Origin of the sequence: Ruminococcus sp. AF20-12LB, from assembly GCF_003478985.1 — a bacterium.
GTDB lineage: Bacteria > Bacillota > Clostridia > Lachnospirales > Lachnospiraceae > Blautia_A.
Map to the genome: position 1 here is coordinate 1 of NZ_QUGH01000025.1, position 16101 is coordinate 16101.

General features: G+C 45.2%; 15 protein-coding genes. All 15 read left to right on the plus strand.

Translation table 11 applies throughout. The features are described from left to right. The coding region (locus DWX61_RS18320; RefSeq protein ID WP_502696314.1) for a sigma-70 family RNA polymerase sigma factor at nt 1-544 on the plus strand (544 nt) is incomplete at its 5' end. A gap of 95 nt (nt 545-639) precedes the next feature. Continuing rightward, nucleotides 640-1071, plus strand: a complete 432-nt coding sequence (locus DWX61_RS18325) for an RNA polymerase sigma factor (RefSeq protein ID WP_029998336.1) — start codon at nt 640-642, stop codon at nt 1069-1071. Nucleotides 1072-1147: 76 nt separating this feature from the next. Beyond that, complete coding sequence (locus DWX61_RS18330; RefSeq protein ID WP_009265003.1) at nt 1148-1621, plus strand: RNA polymerase sigma factor; 474 nt, start codon at nt 1148-1150, stop codon at nt 1619-1621. Between the two features lie 150 nt (nt 1622-1771). Then, on the plus strand, nt 1772-2803 hold the full coding sequence (locus tag DWX61_RS18335) for an AAA family ATPase (RefSeq protein WP_009265002.1): 1032 nt from the start codon (nt 1772-1774) through the stop codon (nt 2801-2803). Nucleotides 2804-3238: 435 nt separating this feature from the next. After that, nucleotides 3239-4204, plus strand: a complete 966-nt coding sequence (gene mobV / locus DWX61_RS18340; protein WP_009265001.1) for a MobV family relaxase — start codon at nt 3239-3241, stop codon at nt 4202-4204. 8 nt (nt 4205-4212) lie between these two features. Continuing rightward, nucleotides 4213-5067: a ParB/RepB/Spo0J family partition protein gene (locus tag DWX61_RS18345; protein WP_118626649.1), complete on the plus strand. Its 855-nt coding sequence runs from the start codon at nt 4213-4215 to the stop codon at nt 5065-5067. Between the two features lie 77 nt (nt 5068-5144). Further along, a complete protein-coding gene (locus DWX61_RS18350) occupies nt 5145-5375 on the plus strand; it encodes a YdbC family protein (RefSeq protein WP_039862476.1) in 231 nt (76 codons plus the stop codon). Nucleotides 5376-5445: 70 nt separating this feature from the next. Further along, on the plus strand, nt 5446-5637 hold the full coding sequence (locus DWX61_RS18355; protein WP_009264998.1) for a hypothetical protein: 192 nt from the start codon (nt 5446-5448) through the stop codon (nt 5635-5637). A gap of 54 nt (nt 5638-5691) precedes the next feature. Beyond that, nucleotides 5692-7605, plus strand: a complete 1914-nt coding sequence (locus DWX61_RS18360) for a recombinase family protein (protein WP_118626651.1) — start codon at nt 5692-5694, stop codon at nt 7603-7605. An 86-nt stretch (nt 7606-7691) separates the two neighbouring features. Beyond that, on the plus strand, nt 7692-8630 hold the full coding sequence (locus DWX61_RS18365; protein WP_270427037.1) for a helicase: 939 nt from the start codon (nt 7692-7694) through the stop codon (nt 8628-8630). A 54-nt stretch (nt 8631-8684) separates the two neighbouring features. Then, the gene (locus tag DWX61_RS18370; protein ID WP_118626655.1) at nt 8685-13502 is read left to right on the plus strand and encodes a DUF3849 domain-containing protein; all 4818 of its coding nucleotides are present in this window, start codon (nt 8685-8687) and stop codon (nt 13500-13502) included. A gap of 202 nt (nt 13503-13704) precedes the next feature. Next, a complete protein-coding gene (locus DWX61_RS18375) occupies nt 13705-13974 on the plus strand; it encodes a winged helix-turn-helix domain-containing protein (protein ID WP_330410728.1) in 270 nt (89 codons plus the stop codon). Between the two features lie 333 nt (nt 13975-14307). After that, nucleotides 14308-14445 (plus strand): helix-turn-helix domain-containing protein, encoded by a 138-nt coding sequence (locus tag DWX61_RS18380; RefSeq protein WP_080633534.1) that lies wholly within the window; start codon nt 14308-14310, stop codon nt 14443-14445. A gap of 43 nt (nt 14446-14488) precedes the next feature. Beyond that, nucleotides 14489-15181: a response regulator transcription factor gene (locus DWX61_RS18385; protein ID WP_110102441.1), complete on the plus strand. Its 693-nt coding sequence runs from the start codon at nt 14489-14491 to the stop codon at nt 15179-15181. 5 nt (nt 15182-15186) lie between these two features. Next, nucleotides 15187-16101 (plus strand): sensor histidine kinase (locus tag DWX61_RS18390; protein ID WP_117638879.1); only part of this gene is annotated, 915 nt, incomplete at its 3' end.

A 16101-nucleotide genomic window follows, 5' to 3' on the forward strand; every position in this document is an offset into this window, starting at 1 on the left:
TACATTTCAAAAATTCAGATGGGAGGTATTTATGGTGAAATATGCACCAAGAAAGGTATTTATCAAAGAAAGCGGCAGATATGTGGAACTGTCCTACATGGATTTCTGCCGCCGCAGGGAATCCGACCAGACCTACATGGACAAGCTGTTTATTCCCGTTCAAGGCTGTCTGCTTGAAGTCGTGAGGGAGCAATACACGGACTTCTACCGAGATAAGGAACGGTGGCGTTATCTGAAAAAATTAGATACGAAGAACAGCCTGCTTTCTCTGGATGGATTTACGGACAGCGAGGGGAAGCCTTTAGACTTTATCGCTGATGAAGCGGCGGACATTGCGGAAACCGTTGTCAATGCGGTTATGGTGGACAGGCTGAAAGCCGCCCTGCCTTTGCTGTCGGATAGTGAACAGGAATTGATACAGGCAATCTTTTTTGACGGACTTTCTGAGCGTGAAGTCGGGGCGAGGTTCGGCATAACCCAGAGCGTTGTGAACAAACGCAAAGCCAGAATCCTAAGAAAACTAAGAAAGATAATAGAAAATTAAAATTTAAGGCGTTCAGCCCCCTTGTTTTTTCCTTTGGGAAAATGAGGGGGTTTTTCTCTGCCCTCTCAATCAATTCTGATTGGAGGAAAAGAAGCATGGCATATAACCACGGACGGGAGGACAGGAAATGGCGTATCTGGAAAGAAGCGGAGGAAAAGCTGCTGCGTGAGTGCGGCGTTGATGAAGCGACCATTGAGCAGATACGCATGGCGGACAGGGCAGACTTCAATTCCAACAGGCGGTTTTACCGATGGACGAATGACGTTGCGGAATACCTTGAGGACATGGCAGACAGGGAGCGGCAGACGGAGGTGGGTACGGTTGCGGAGTTACTGGACGAGATTGAGAGCGAAAATCTTTATCAAGTATTAGTCACGGTGGACGGACGTACCTTGAAAATCGTCCTGCTGAAAATGCAGGGGTATTCCACAAAAGAAATTGCCCCGCTCGTGCATTTGACGACTGGTGCTATTTACGCAAGGTTAGACCATCTGCGGAAGAAGCTACGAAAATTTTATAGCGTCTAAAACAGCCTGCCGTCCTGCGGGCTACTGGGTGAGGGATGGAAATCCCCTCACTCATTTTTTGCAGGAGGTAAGCAGGATGACATACAGAGTTAAGGCATACACGCTTCGGGAGGAATCTACGGAAAGCAGCACAAGGTATTTTATCAGCTTTAAGGACGGGCAGGGCAAATCCCACGAGTTGGAAGTGTCGGAACAGTTCTTTATGGAGTTTCGGCAAATGGAACGCAGGAACAGGAATCTTCTCCAATGGGACGAGCGGCACAGGGAGTTTTCGGAAGTATGGGACGAAACGCTGAACAGGCGGGCGTTAAAGCTGCCTAAGAGCATTGAGGAACAAATGATTGAAGCAGAACGGGCGGAACTGCTTTGTAAAGCGGTTGACAGACTGCCAGAGATACAAAGGCGGCGTTTCCTGCTCTACTACGAGTACGAATTTAATTTTTATCAAATCGCTGCGATGGAGCATTGCACCGCTTCGGCAATACAGAAATCTGTTGCGATTGCAAAGGAGAAAGTAAAGGCGGAAATGAAAAAGTATCTCCAACCGTGACCGACACCGCCCGAAAAAGAAATCCGTTTTTTATTTGTACGGGATTGGCGGCATTACATACTCTCATTTTTTTCATGGGAGTAAATCTATTTTTAAGGAGGTCAACGCTTATGTGCAACAACAAGATAACTGCCCGAAAGGAGGAAAGCCATGCAGAAGTTACAGACAGTCAACGCCGAAACGCTCCTTTATGAGCCGCTTGAGAAGCCGTCCTTTGTGGTGGACAGTCTTATCCCGACAGGCTTGTCGCTGTTCTGCGGCTCACAGAAGATAGGCAAGAGCTGGCTCATGCTGAAGCTATGCCTATGCGTGTCGCAGGGAATCCCTTTATGGAACATGCCGACAATGGAGGGCGATGTGCTTTACCTCTGCCTTGAGGACACGTTCTGCCGCATACAGGACAGATTATTCCGCTTGACGGATGAAGCAAGCGGGCGGCTTCATTTTGCCGTGGCAAGCTGCAAGCTGTCAGACGGTCTTATCGTGCAGTTGGAAGATTATCTGAAAGACCATCCAGACAGCAGGCTCATTGTGATTGATACCTTGCAGAAAGTCCGAACCGCATCCAAAGACAATGCCTACGCAAGCGACTATGGGGACATCTCCCTAATCAAAGATTTTGCCGACAGGCACTCTCTGGCGGTCATTGTCGTACACCACATCCGAAAGCAGAATGACAGCGACGTGTTCAACAAGGTGTCTGGGACGACAGGCTTAACGGGGAGTGCAGACGCTACCTTTGTGTTGGAAAAGGAGAAACGGGCATCCGACACCGCCAAGCTGTATGTGACGGGCAGGGACACGCCTTATCAGGAATACACGCTGCGTTTCCGTGATTGCAGTTGGGAACTTGTGGAGAGAAAAACACAGGAGCAGCTTGCGAAAGAAACGATACCAGACGTCCTTTTTCGGTTGGTGGATTTTATGAGGGATAAGGAAGAATGGGCAGGCACGGCAACGGAACTGTTAGCCGCTATGGGGGAAACGGAAACCATACCCACAGTGATTACGAAATGGCTGAATGAATACCGCACCACATTTTTAAGCGAGAACCGTATCTGCTACCAGTACAGCCGCAGGAAAGACGGCAGGCAGATTGCCCTTGCAAGGAGGGCGGGTGACAGCGGTGACGGTGGTGACAGCAGTTTTGGGATACCCCCTGTTACTGTCATTGACGCTTAAAGCCATGTAAAGTTGGCGGTTCTGCCCTGCGGGTGACAGCGGTGACGGCGGTGACAGTGATTTTAGGATACCCCGCCGATGTCATCCCTGCGGGAGAACACCCCGCAAACGCAAAATGCAGGCGTGGGATTCACCCGCCCTTTTCGGGCGTGTAAAACCACCCCTGCGGTCAGAAAAATCTCTCCGATTTTTCCGACTGCGTTTGCAGGGTGTAACACACTACACTTTGCCCTGCAAAGTCGTGTGCCAGACGTTCCCTCTGGACTCCCTTAAAGCAGGGCTGTCGCCCTGCTATCCTGCGCCTTGCGGCTTCGGATAAAAGAATATCGGGGTGACGGTGACGGCAATAAGGGGGTATCCCAAAACTGCTGTCACCGCCGTCACCGCTGTCACCCAAAGGGCAGTTACTCGCCGAAGAAAGGAAGATGATGGATTATGCCCTATGCAATCCTGCGTTTCCAGAAACGCAAAGCGGGCGGCGTTGCGGCTTGCGAACGCCACAATGAGCGGAAGAAAGAAGCCTATAAAAGCAATCCAGATATAGATATGGAACGCTCGAAAAATAACTACCACCTTGTAAAACCGCCACGTTACACCTACAAGAAAGAGATTAACCGCATGGTAGCCGAAGCGGGGTGCAGGACGAGGAAAGACAGCGTGATGATGGTGGAAACGCTTATCACGGCTTCACCAGAATTTATGAACAGCCTGCCGCCAGAGGAACAGAAAGCGTATTTTACGATGGCTCTGGATTTCATTTCGGAACGTGTCGGGGAGAAAAATATCCTCTCCGCTGTTGTCCACATGGACGAGAGAACGCCGCATATGCACCTCTGTTTTGTGCCGATTACGCCAGACAACAAGCTGTCAGCAAAGTCTATTTTAGGCAACCAGAAATCATTATCCGAGTGGCAGACTGCCTACCATAAGCGGATGTCCTCACGGTGGAATCAGCTTGAACGGGGTCAGTCCTCAATGGAAACGAAACGGAAACACGTCCCCACATGGCTCTATAAGTTGGGCGGCAGGCTTGATAAACAGTATGAGGAAATCGTGTCTGCCCTGTCCGACATCAACGCCTTTAATGCAGGGAAGAAGCGTGACAAGGCACTGGAACTGATTGCGGCATGGCTCCCAGACGTGGAGAAATTCTCAAAGGAAATCAGTAAGCAGAGTGCCTATATCGACAGCCTAAAGGAGCAAATCGGACAGGAATCAGACTATGCGGGGCGTATGCGTGATGAAAAGTATGAGCAGGAACTAAAGGTGCAGAAAGCGAATCAGAAGATATTTGAGTTGCAGAGAACCAACGAGCAGATGGGGCGGCTGCTGTCAAAAATACCGCCAGAAGTGTTGGAAGAATTGCAGAAAAACCATAAAAGCAGAGTGAAAGAAAGGTAGATATGTGAATGAAGAAACAGGATTTTAAGGTGTTAAAGACCAAAGACTTGTACCCGTTTCCCGACAATCCGTTTCATGTGGCAGAGGATGAAACGTTGTCAGAGTTAGCGGAAAGCATCAAGGAATTTGGCATTGTCACGCCGATAATCACACGCCCGAAAGAGGACGGGAACGGCTATGAAGTGATTGCAGGACAGCGGCGTGTCCGTGCTTCTGAGCTTGCAGGGACAAATACCGTGCCTGCGTTTGTCCTGCCCTTAGACCGTGACCGAGCCATCATTACCCTTGTAGACAGCAATTTACAGCGTGAAAATATCCTGCCGAGCGAGCGGGCGTTTGCCTACAAGATGAAATCCGAAGCCATGAAGCGGCAGGGTTTCCGCACGGATTTAACCTCGTCACAAGTTGTGACGAAGTTGCGGACGGACGACAAAGTGGCACAGGGCTTCGGCGTGGGCAGGATGACCGTACAAAGATTTATCCGCTTGACGGAATTGATACCGCCGATTTTGCAGATGGTGGACGAGGGGAAAATCGCCCTCACTCCTGCGGTGGAGCTGTCCTTTTTGAAGAAAGACGAGCAGGAAAACCTCTTTGCCACGATGGAGAGCGAAGAAGCAACGCCCTCACTCTCACAGGCACAGCGGATGAAACAGTTAAGCCAGAGCGGGCAGCTTGACATGGATACGATATTTGCGATTATGACCGAGGAAAAGGGAAACCAGAAAGAAACATTGAAAATCAACACAAGCAAGCTGAAAAAGTATTTTCCGAAGAACACAACGCCGAAACAGATGGAGGAAACCATCATCAAACTTTTGGAGCGTGAGTTGCAGAGGAAACGGGGCAGGGACAGCCGCTAATCTTCTCTTTTCGGAAAGTAAATATGAAACTCTGGACGGATAAAAACCAGAAAGCCAAGACAGAAAAGGGGCAGGGAATGAAAGAAATCCAATATGAGATTGTAAAGGAAATCGCCGTATTGTCTGCGAGTGACAGCGGATACACAAAGGAAATCAATCTTATCTCATGGAACGGGAGAGAGCCGAAATATGACATCCGCAGTTTTTCACCGAACCGTGAGAAGTGCGGAAAGGGTATCACGTTGAACGCTGATGAAGCGGCGGCACTCCTTAAAGCATTACAGAAGGAAGTAAACAGCGGGGATTGATGGTATCTGATTGACAGGACGGGGCGTTTCCAGACGTTCTCCTGCCCTGTCTGGAAAGGAAGATTTAAGTATGGGTGAGGATAAGAAAACAGATAAAAAGAGAAAGCGTGTCGTGCCGAAAGCACCAGTGCAGATGATAATCAGCCGTGAATATGTCGGCACACAGACAGTCACAGAAGCATTTATCCCGATTATCTCCGAGGATATTCGGAAGAAGATTGCCGAGGGTGACACCTTCGACAATGAGGGGATATCCGCTTAGAATGTACGCAATGGGACATGAAAACAGATAGGACAGATACGGAGGTTTTACAGTATGGCAGGAATAAGAACGGAGAACAAGATTTATGAAGTCGGCATGTACTGCCGCTTGTCAAAGGACGATGGCACGGATAACGAGAGTGCGAGCATTGCGACACAGAAATCCATCCTCACGGATTATGTGAAAAAGCAGGGATGGCACTTAGCAAAAACGTATGTGGACGATGGTTACTCTGGTACGAATTTCCAAAGACCAAGTTTCCAGAACATGATTAAGGACATTGAAAACGGTCTGATAAACTGCGTGATTACGAAAGATTTATCACGTCTGGGGAGGAACTATCTTGACTGCGGACTGTATCTGGAAGTGTTTTTTCCAGAGCATAACGTGAGGTATATAGCGGTCAATGACGGCGTGGACACGCTCAATAAATCAGCGATGGACATCACGCCTTTCCGCAACATCCTAAACGAAATGTACTCTGCCGATGTGTCGGTCAAGATAAAATCGGCGTACCGAGCGAGGTTTCAGCAGGGGAAATTCATGGGGACGACAGCACCATACGGATATGTCAAAGACCCCGCCGACCATAATCACCTGCTGATAGATGACAAGGTTGCCCATGTGGTAAGGGAGATATTCGACCTTGCATTAGCGGGCAACGGAATCGCCAAAATCCGCAAGCACATCAACAAACAGCATATCCTACGCCCTGCCGCTTATGCAGTGGAGCAAGGGGCAACAGGCTATGAGCGGTACTTTGAGGGTAACGAGGAAAACCGTTATATTTGGAGCGAGAACAGCGTAAGGGGCATTTTAAGAAGCCCGATATATGCGGGAAACCTTGCAGGCTACAAGCGGATTGCCGCCAACATGAAAAGCAAGAAACGCCCCTCTAAGCTGCCCGAAGAATGGGAAGTGATACCAGACACCCATGAGGGGATAGTCACGCAGGAGGAATTTGATACCGTACAGCAGCTTATTACAAGCCGCAGATTACCAGAAAACAAGGGCGGCTTTGAGAACATCTTTGCAGGCGTTATTAAGTGTGCGGACTGCGGTTATGCCATGCGGGCTATGAGTGCCAACAGGAGGAAACGCCCCGACATCATCGACTGCGTACAATATTCCTGCAATAATTATGGCAGATACGGTAATATCATGTGTACCGCACACAGCATTGAAGCGAGGGACTTGTTCAACGCTGTCCTCACCGACATCAACCGATTTGCGGATATGGCGGTCAATGATGAAAAGGCGGTGAGGGCGATTGAAAAGCGGCTCACGGAAACAGACCATAGCAGGGCAAAGGCACTGGAAAAGGAGCAGAGAAAGCTGAACAAACGCCTTGCGGAACTGGACAGGCTGTTTTCTTCCCTTTATGAAGATAAGGTGATGGAGCGTATTACGGAGCGGAATTTTGAGATGATGTCGGGGAAATACCAGAAAGAACAGCTTGAAATTGTAGCAAGGCTGAAAGAGGTAACGGAAACGCTAGGCGACAGCTATGAGAAGTCGCAGGGTGTCCGTGATTTCCTCTCCCTAATCCGCAACTATCAAGGAATTAAGGAACTGGACGCAACCATCATAAACGCACTCATAGACAAGATACTTGTTTCGGAACGTGAGAAACTTGCAGACGGGACAGTAAGACAGGAAATCAAGATTTATTATAAATTCATCGGCTTTGTCGGTGAATTACATATCACGCCCACAAAGCGGTGGACAGCGTTAAAGCCTAAGAATTGTACGGTGTGCGGTGTTGAATATGTTCCCCGCTCTGGCATATCGAAGTATTGTCCTGCTTGTGCCAAGAAGATACAGAGGGAGAAATCAAACGAGAGCAAACGCAGGAGCAGGGAGCGAAACAGACAGGCATGTATTGAACTGTCCGCAAAAAATGACCGACTGACCTGGAACAGCAGGAGGGACGTATTCTCAGACAGGGAAATCAGAATGACAAGGTAAAAATCTTCCGGTATGTAACGGAAAATACATTCGATTCGTACATGTGGCAGATTCTGGAAAACAAGCAGAAGTTTATTTCGCAGATCATGACCAGTAAATCCCCGGTTCGTGCCTGTGAAGATGTAGATGATACAGCTCTGTCCTATGCAGAGATCAAAGCACTGGCAACAGGAAACGAGTACATCAAGGAAAAAATGGATCTGGATGTGCAGGTAAGTAAGCTGAAACTTTTGAAGGCAAACCATACCAGTCAGATCTATCGCCTGGAATCAGATATTGCAAAGAGATACCCAGTACAGATCAGTGCATTGAAAGAGCGGATTGCCGGAATGCAGGTGGATTCGCAGGTAGTAAAAAGTGTGGATTTACAGGATAATGACACGTTTGCCATGACAGTAGGGAATGTCCTTTATGAAGATAAGAAAGAAGCAGGCGAAGCGTTGATCGCTGCCTGTGCAGGGTTAAAAGCCGTTAGCACCGGCGGAAAGGTCGGGGAATATCATGGGTTCACGTTATCTGCTTCCTACAATATGTTCTCCAATGCGTTTGAACTGACGATTAAAGGAAAATGTTCTTATAAGCTGGAGATCGGAAAAGACCCGGTAGGAAATATGCAGCGTATCCATAACACGCTTTCTTCTATCGACAGGAAGCTGACGGAAAGTGAGCAGAAATTGGAAACCGTACAACAGCAGCTTGCTACTGCACAGGAAGAGGTAAAGAAACCATTTCCGAAAGAAGCAGAGCTGAATGAAAAGATAGAACGGTTATCCGAGTTAAATGCCTTGCTGAACATGGATGAAAAGGGCAATGAGACGATTATGGCAGATGAGGATATTGGCAGAGAAGGAAGTAACACAGACAGCAGGGATGCCGTAGAAGAAAAAGAACTTCCGGAAACAGCAGACAGAATCCATAAGCCATCTATTCTGGAACGCTTAAAGCAGGAGAAGGCACAGCAGAATACAGCGGAATCGACCGTTACACAGAAAACTGCAAAGAAAAAACACGAACAGGAGTTATAAAAGATTTCCCGTCAGAGTTTTCTCTGGCGGGGACATAAAATGGAGGGTTTGTTTATGGCAAATAATATAGAAAAACAGTTAAAAGAAATATCGGAACGGCTGGAGCAGGGAGTAAAAGAAATCTTTACTTCGGAGAGATATACCGAATATCTGAATACCATGTCAAAGTTCCACAATTACAGCTTTAATAACACGTTACTGATCACCATGCAGAAACCGGAAGCAACACTGGTGGCAGGCTATCAGGCATGGCAGAAGAAGTTTAACCGCCATGTAAAGAGAGGGGAAAAAGGAATCCAGATTATCGCACCGGCACCCATCCGTGAGAAACAGGAGATTGAAAAGATTGACCCTGTAACAAAAGAGCCAGTGATCGGGGATGACGGTCAGCCGGAAACAGAAATTGTGGAGATGGTCATTCCAAGGTTTCGTGTGACAACAGTATTTGATGTCAGCCAGACAGAGGGAGAGCCGATTGCAGAACTGGAAGTACCGGAACTTACCGGGAGCGTACAGTTTTATGACATGTTCATGGAAGCATTGCAGAACATTTCCCCTGTGCCAATCCGCATGATGCAGATAGAAGGGGAAGCAAAGGGGTATTACCATCAGACAGAAAAGTATATCGCAATTCAGGAAGATATGAGCAATCTCCAGACCATGAAAACCGGAGTCCATGAGGTGAGCCACGCATTGCTGCATGACCGGGAGGTAATGGATGCGGAAGGGATTTTAAAAGACCGGACAACAAAAGAAGTAGAAGCAGAAAGTATCGCCTATATTGTCTGCAACCACTTTGGTCTGGATACTTCAGAATACTCTTTTACCTATATTGCCAGCTGGTGTGAGAACAAGGATATGAAAGCACTCCGGGCATCTATGGATACCATTCGGAAAACATCTGCGGAAGTCATTGGGAATATCGAAACACAGATGCATGAGCTGGAAATGGAAAGACCAATCGAAGATGCAAGTCTTGAAAATATAGAAGAAACAACAATGCAGTATGCCCACCGTCTGATTGAAACGGCAGAAGCTGCCAATACGGGAAACTTCACAGATTCCCAGAGAAATCTTATTGTGAATTTTGCATATAAGATGGATGACAAAGACGAAGTGCTTGGACTGGTGAACCGTATGATGACTGCAATCCGCAGACCGGGAAGTGAATATACGAGAAGCCTTATGAATGAAACACAGGCACAGATTGACAATTTTCCAGATGGCATGATCGGTTTTACAGAAATGCACGAAGCAGGAATCCGACTGGAACACATGTATCCTCTTGAAAAAAACAGGGCAGTAGAATTGTATCGTGAGGGTGCGGAAGTTTTTCTTTTACATGGAAATCCAGACAATCCAGAGCAGGCAGGACAGATTCTTGCAGAAACAGAAAATGCAATCCTGGGACATGACGGTATTTTTGGTATTACGGAAGCAGAATGGAAAGTACATAAAGAAAGAGAAGCAGCTGCCGCCAGACAGGAAAAACTGGAACAGGACAGTGCGGAAAAGATTGATGAGACACTTCTTCTGCATGGAGAAAGCAGAAGGTTTGCCATTTATCAGATGGATAGTGGAGATGAGCATACTTATCAGTTTATGGGAATAGAATCCGCAAAGAGTCTGGGCTATACCATTGACGGAAAGGATTACCGGATGGTTTATGCAGCACCGTGGATGCCAACGATCACGTTAGACAATATATTTGAACGCTTTAACATTGACCGACCGGAAGATTTCCGTGGTCATTCCTTATCGGTAAGTGATGTGATCGTGATAAACAGGGGTGCAGAGATTACAGCCTATTATGTAGATTCTTTTGGATTTCAGGAACTTCCAGAGTTTGTCCAGCAGAGAATGAACATGCTGGAACATAATTCCGTCAGGGCATATCCGCCAGTTTATAAAGGAACATTGGAACAGGCAATGGGAGAACGGGATGTGGATGCTTATCTGGATTCCAGAAAGTTAAACCTGGACTGTAAGAAAGCAATCGAAGAAGCCATCCGGGAGAATTTTGACGGGCTGCACTTAAAGCAGGATGCGGCAAAAGAAGTCGTGGAACGCTTCGGGGAAGAACGTATGAATTTTGTTATGGCAAATACCATCCGTGAACTTTCCCATGATGGAAGATTTTCCAGACAGAACAAAGACTGGGCGGAGCATATCGAAGTCCCGGAAAATGTCAGCCGGGGCAGAAATCTGAACCTGGATTATGTGATCGAAAGCCACCCGGCAGTTTTAGATGGGTTTATTGACATGGCAAGAGCTGAGATCCGGATGCAGAGGATAGAACAGGCGATAGGAGAAAATGAAGTGACGATTACGGCAGAGACAAGAGGATATGAAGCAGAAGGACATAATGGGACATGGCATACGGTTGATGAAAAGGAATATGCGGGGGAGAAGTTTTTCTTAATGGAACATGATGAATTTGGCGCCAACGTGGCGGGCATTATCGTAGCAGAAAATGGACAGCTTGTAGCGGAGGACTTATGGAATGGGTTTGATGCAGGAGCGTTAGAAGCTGTATCGGAATATTTGCAGGAAAATGGAACAACACTCTATGACTTGACGGAATTCCCGAAAGATTCTGTTGTAACCCTGCGGAGTGGACAGACACTTACAATCGAAGAAATACAGGCAGTACAGAAAGACATATGGGAAGAAACGATGGCAGGAAAAAATGAATCGGGAACAGATGTCCGGTTTAATTTTCATGCAGTCAGTGAGGTGCAGCTGCCGGAAGGCATAAAGTTAAAAATGCCAGAGATTCATTACATTGATAATTTTTATGTGATGGAAGATGTAAATGCAGAGGGTGTAGTAAAAGTAAACCGGTATGAATCACTGGATGAAGCGATGCAGGAATATTTACGTCTGCCAAATCATCAGAAAAAAGTGCTTGGTATCCAGAATACGGAAACGATGCAGGAGAGCATGGATTTTATCCGATGTGAAAACGGGATAGATCGGCTGACCCATGCGTATGAACAGATCGGAGGGTGGCTGAATCCAGAAATATATGAAGCGGTAAATAAAATGGAAAACATGCTGGACTGGAATGAGGTACAGATTGCATATCAGATTGGAAAACAATACTTTACAATCCAGACTGCAGAAGATGGCTATGATTATACATTTTATAATGAAGATTATCAGGAGGATGATGGAGGAATCTATGACAATCCGACAATTTATGTAGATGAAGCTGCCAGTGATATTTTGGAAGATAAAGGGTACTCATTGGAAGACGCAAAAGTAGTGGATTATGAAGAATTGATGGCAGATGTGGAAGAAGTTCAGGAAGAACAGATGCAGCGGATACAATTAGAAAAAAACTGCCCGGCAAGTATTTTTGAAGGATTTCACAGGGAAAAAGCACTGCAAACCTATGAAGGAATCGCAATGCAGTTTACCGAGAGCAAAGGGTATCTGAGCATACAGGCAACAGAAGAAGGATATTCCTTTATTTTTTATGACTCTGATTTGCATGAAATCCAGAGTGGTGATTACGATAATCCAGACGCATCCATTCAGAAAGCTACTTATGAAATCCTGAAAAGTGAAAGAATGGATGATATGGAATGTGTTAAAGTGGACTATAAAGAATTTGAGGCAATGACCATCCAACATTCAAAGGATTTACTACAGGCAGGTGAGCTTCGTGCGACTTCTGAGATTGGAAGAGATGAAGTAGCATTAAATGGTCTTAGCAGGGCAGAAGTGGAACAGGGTGTCTTGTATCATGCACAGGGTATTCTGGAAGAAATGGGATTAGAAAATGAAGTAGAGCTACTTGCAGCAAGGGTGCATGGTTCCAGAAGCAGAGAGGAACTTTACAGAGATGATTCTGACCTTGATGTGGTGCTTTCTTATCGTGGCAATATCCGGGAGGACAGTTTCTTCAATGAATTAAATGCTCATGGTATAGCAATGGCAGGTATTAAGGTGGACATCAATCCTATTGCTGAAGAAAGAATCACTTTGGCAGAATATATGAAGGAAGCAGATGCTTACCTTGATCAGCAGGAAATCAAAAAGCTGGCGGCTGATTTAGATAATTTCAGCTATGAATATGACTCTTACGAATATAAAGATACCGTTGAGAACAGGGAAGAACAGGTGGAGAAAATCACAGAGGACATTTTGAATAAGAAAACAGAGTGTTTAAAGGACTGGCTCGTTGAAGTATCGGAAGAATCTGATATAGACAGTGATGTGATAACTGCCCGGTCATTACTTTCCCGTCTGGAAAATGCAGAAACCCTTTCTATCTTTACCAGACAGCCTGAGCAGGAACAGCCAGAAGCTACGATCAGTTTCTATGTAGCAGAGTGCATGGAGTTCCCGGTCATGGGTGAGTACCATAATAATCTTACTCTGGAAGAAGCGATTAAGATTTATGAAAGTATTCCGGCAGATCGACTACATGGAGGCAAAGGGATTGGTTTTGACCTGCAGGACGGGGATAAGGATTATTCCGGGGAATATGAACTGATGTGTTGGGATAGAGTGGACAGGGAACTGATAGATATGATTCCTCATTATAAGGAAAGCCCATTGGTACAGAAAGCAATTAACGATATGGAAAAGTATCTGAATGAGAAACATGGAAAAGTGCAGGAAGCAGAACAGACCGTGGAAGTGAAACAGGAAGTTTCAGAAACACCAGTCAAGAAAGAATCCGTATCAGTAGAACCGAACCGGGAACAAAACAAAGAGCCTGCAAAGGGTGAAAAAGGGGAACTGAAAAAATCTGTGCTGCAGTCGTTAAAAGAGTTTCAGGCAAGGGCAAAAGCACAGGAGCAGAAAAATAAAGAAGCAGAAAAACCTAAAGCACATAAGAAGGGGGATGTAGAATTATGATGGATCTGGCAATGAACTTTGATACAGACGAATGTTTAGTGACCGCAATGTTTGATAAAGGCAACCGAAATGATACGATGGAAGAGGAACACATCAGATATTATCATGCGTAGATGAAAAAACAAAAATTTTCAAACAAGACATTGTTGAAAATAAAAACCTGTGCTTTGAGGGACTAAGTATAGACAAATATAGGCGAGTAGTGATCCATGGTGAAACTGAAATTGAATTGACTTATACAGAATTTGAAATCTTATTGCTATTAGCACAAAATGCCGGAATAGTGTTCAGTAAAGAGCAGATTTACGATTGTGTCTGGAAAGAACCATATTTTGGCGATTATAATATTGTTATGAGTCATATCCGTAACCTACGTGAGAAAATAGAAGATAATCCAAGTAAACCAATGTACATACAGACAGTGTGGGGAGTTGGGTATCGCTTTAATAAAAATTTAAGCAGTGGTCTGTGAAAATATTCCAGATCACTGCTTATTTTTCCTTTTTAACACCCAAGAGATATTCACAAGATACATGAAAAAATTTAACTAATGATACAGACGGCGTGAAAAGTCAAGATATTCTAGCGGAAAATTAAAGAAAATCAGAAGAATGTCAGGAAGACTTTCCTATGGAAATTTAATCGTACAGACGTTAGGAAAGTGTGGGAAATTTCGTCTGTGTCATGACATAGGAAGTGTTTGCTAGGTATCCTTTCATGCACTCCCGAAGGATGTGCCAATGTAGAAGGCATATGATTGTATTATTCGAAAGAACGAATTATAATAATATTCGGAGGAATGGATATGGATTATATGATATTAAAAGAAGCTAGTGCAAAATGGGGAGTAACACCTCGTTGGATAAATTATTTTTGCTCTGGTGGACGTATTCCAGGACCTGTAAAGATGGGAATGGTTTGGCTGATACCAAAATCAGCATAAAAACCTGTGGATGGTCGGACAAAACAAGGGAGAGAATTGTACCATGAATAGAATTTTGATTATAGATGATGACAGAGAACTGTGTGCCTTAATTAAGCGCAGCGTACAAACGGAAAATATAGCAGCCGATTTTTGTAATACCGGAAAAGAGGGCTTGCAGAAATTAAAAGAGCAGGAATATCAGCTTGTAATACTGGATGTGATGATGCCCGGTATGGATGGGTTTGAAACACTGGAAGAAATCCGCAAAGAGCATAGTTTGCCAATTTTAATGTTCACATCCAAAAATGACAGCATTTCTAAGGTGCGGGGGTTACGGGCCGGAGCGGACGATTATCTGACAAAGCCGTTTGATATGGATGAGCTGATTGCCCGTATTGTGTCCCTCATTCGCCGTTACACTCGCTTTAATCAGCAAGCCGGAACGATGCAAAAGCTGAATTTTGATGGATTACAAATTGACCTTGAAAATCGTTCCGTTACTACGGGAAACGGCACTTTTGAACTTCCACCAAAGGAATTTGATTTGCTGCTCTATTGTGTAAAAAATCAAGGAAGGATTTTAACAAAGCAGCAGATTTATGAAGAAGTATGGGGTGAAGAATATTTCTATGATGACAGTAACATTATGGCGATTATCAGTCGGCTTCGTAAAAAATTAGAAGTCAACCCCTCCAGTCCAAAGTACATCCAAACTGTCAAAGGGATCGGTTATCGCTTTAACAAGGAGGTGTAGTCAGCATGGAAATCATCGTATTCTTGTCCATTGTGATTGCTGTTGTGGCTGTATTGACTTCCATCGTTCTCGTTCGGCGTATAAAAAAACAAATAGCAGAAATGACCGATGCATTGGTTGATGTGAAAAATGGAAATGGCAATCGGCGTATTTTGTCTGCAACAAATGAACTAACAGCCCCTCTTGCATATGAAATCAATGAGATCGTTGTGGCTTATGAAAGCAGGCTTTCTGCTGTGCGACAGACGGAAGAAACCAACCGCCAGCTTATGACGAGCCTTTCTCACGATGTTCGGACGCCTCTTACCACTCTGATCGGGTATCTTGATGCTGCACACAAAGGTATTGTCACGGGAAAAGACCGGGATGATTATATTGAAACTGCTCGCCGGAAAGCCCACGATCTGAAAGAATATATTGATGTGCTTTTTGACTGGTTCAAGTTAAATTCCAACGAGTTTGCTTTGGAAATTCAGAGCATTGAGGCCGCAGAGTTTACAAGGAATATCCTGATTGACTGGATACCGATTTTTGAGGATAAACAGGTTGATTATGACATTGATATTTCCGAACAGCCTGTCCGGGTAAGATTGGATATAGACAGCTATATGAGAATCATCAATAATCTCATTCAAAATGTCATCGCTCATAGCCATGCGGACAAAATTAAAATCTCCCTATCGAAGAAGGAAAACAGCATGGAGCTGCTGCTGGCGGATAATGGAGTGGGAATTGAGAAAGAAGATTTGAAACACATATTTGAACGGCTTTATAAGTGTGATAAAGGACGCTCTGAAAAAGGCAGCGGACTTGGTCTTTCTATTGTCCATCAGCTTGTAGAAAAGATGGGTGGAAGTATAACAGTTGAAAGTTTGCCGGGAAAAGGAACTGAATTTATGTTGCTTTTTCCTTTGGAGAGT

Bases quoted from the DNA above. Each gene is read 5' to 3' on its own strand.
- DWX61_RS18345 (WP_118626649.1), top strand. From the start codon at position 4,213: ATGAAGAAACAGGATTTTAAGGTGTTAAAGACCAAAGACTTGTACCCG.
- DWX61_RS18335 (WP_009265002.1), top strand. From the start codon at position 1,772: ATGCAGAAGTTACAGACAGTCAACGCCGAAACGCTCCTTTATGAGCCG.
- DWX61_RS18385 (WP_110102441.1), top strand. From the start codon at position 14,489: ATGAATAGAATTTTGATTATAGATGATGACAGAGAACTGTGTGCCTTA.
- DWX61_RS18365 (WP_270427037.1), top strand. From the start codon at position 7,692: ATGACCAGTAAATCCCCGGTTCGTGCCTGTGAAGATGTAGATGATACA.
- mobV (WP_009265001.1), top strand. From the start codon at position 3,239: ATGCCCTATGCAATCCTGCGTTTCCAGAAACGCAAAGCGGGCGGCGTT.
- DWX61_RS18370 (WP_118626655.1), top strand. From the start codon at position 8,685: ATGGCAAATAATATAGAAAAACAGTTAAAAGAAATATCGGAACGGCTG.
- DWX61_RS18355 (WP_009264998.1), top strand. From the start codon at position 5,446: ATGGGTGAGGATAAGAAAACAGATAAAAAGAGAAAGCGTGTCGTGCCG.
- DWX61_RS18360 (WP_118626651.1), top strand. From the start codon at position 5,692: ATGGCAGGAATAAGAACGGAGAACAAGATTTATGAAGTCGGCATGTAC.
- DWX61_RS18350 (WP_039862476.1), top strand. From the start codon at position 5,145: ATGAAAGAAATCCAATATGAGATTGTAAAGGAAATCGCCGTATTGTCT.
- DWX61_RS18330 (WP_009265003.1), top strand. From the start codon at position 1,148: ATGACATACAGAGTTAAGGCATACACGCTTCGGGAGGAATCTACGGAA.
- DWX61_RS18380 (WP_080633534.1), top strand. From the start codon at position 14,308: ATGGATTATATGATATTAAAAGAAGCTAGTGCAAAATGGGGAGTAACA.
- DWX61_RS18325 (WP_029998336.1), top strand. From the start codon at position 640: ATGGCATATAACCACGGACGGGAGGACAGGAAATGGCGTATCTGGAAA.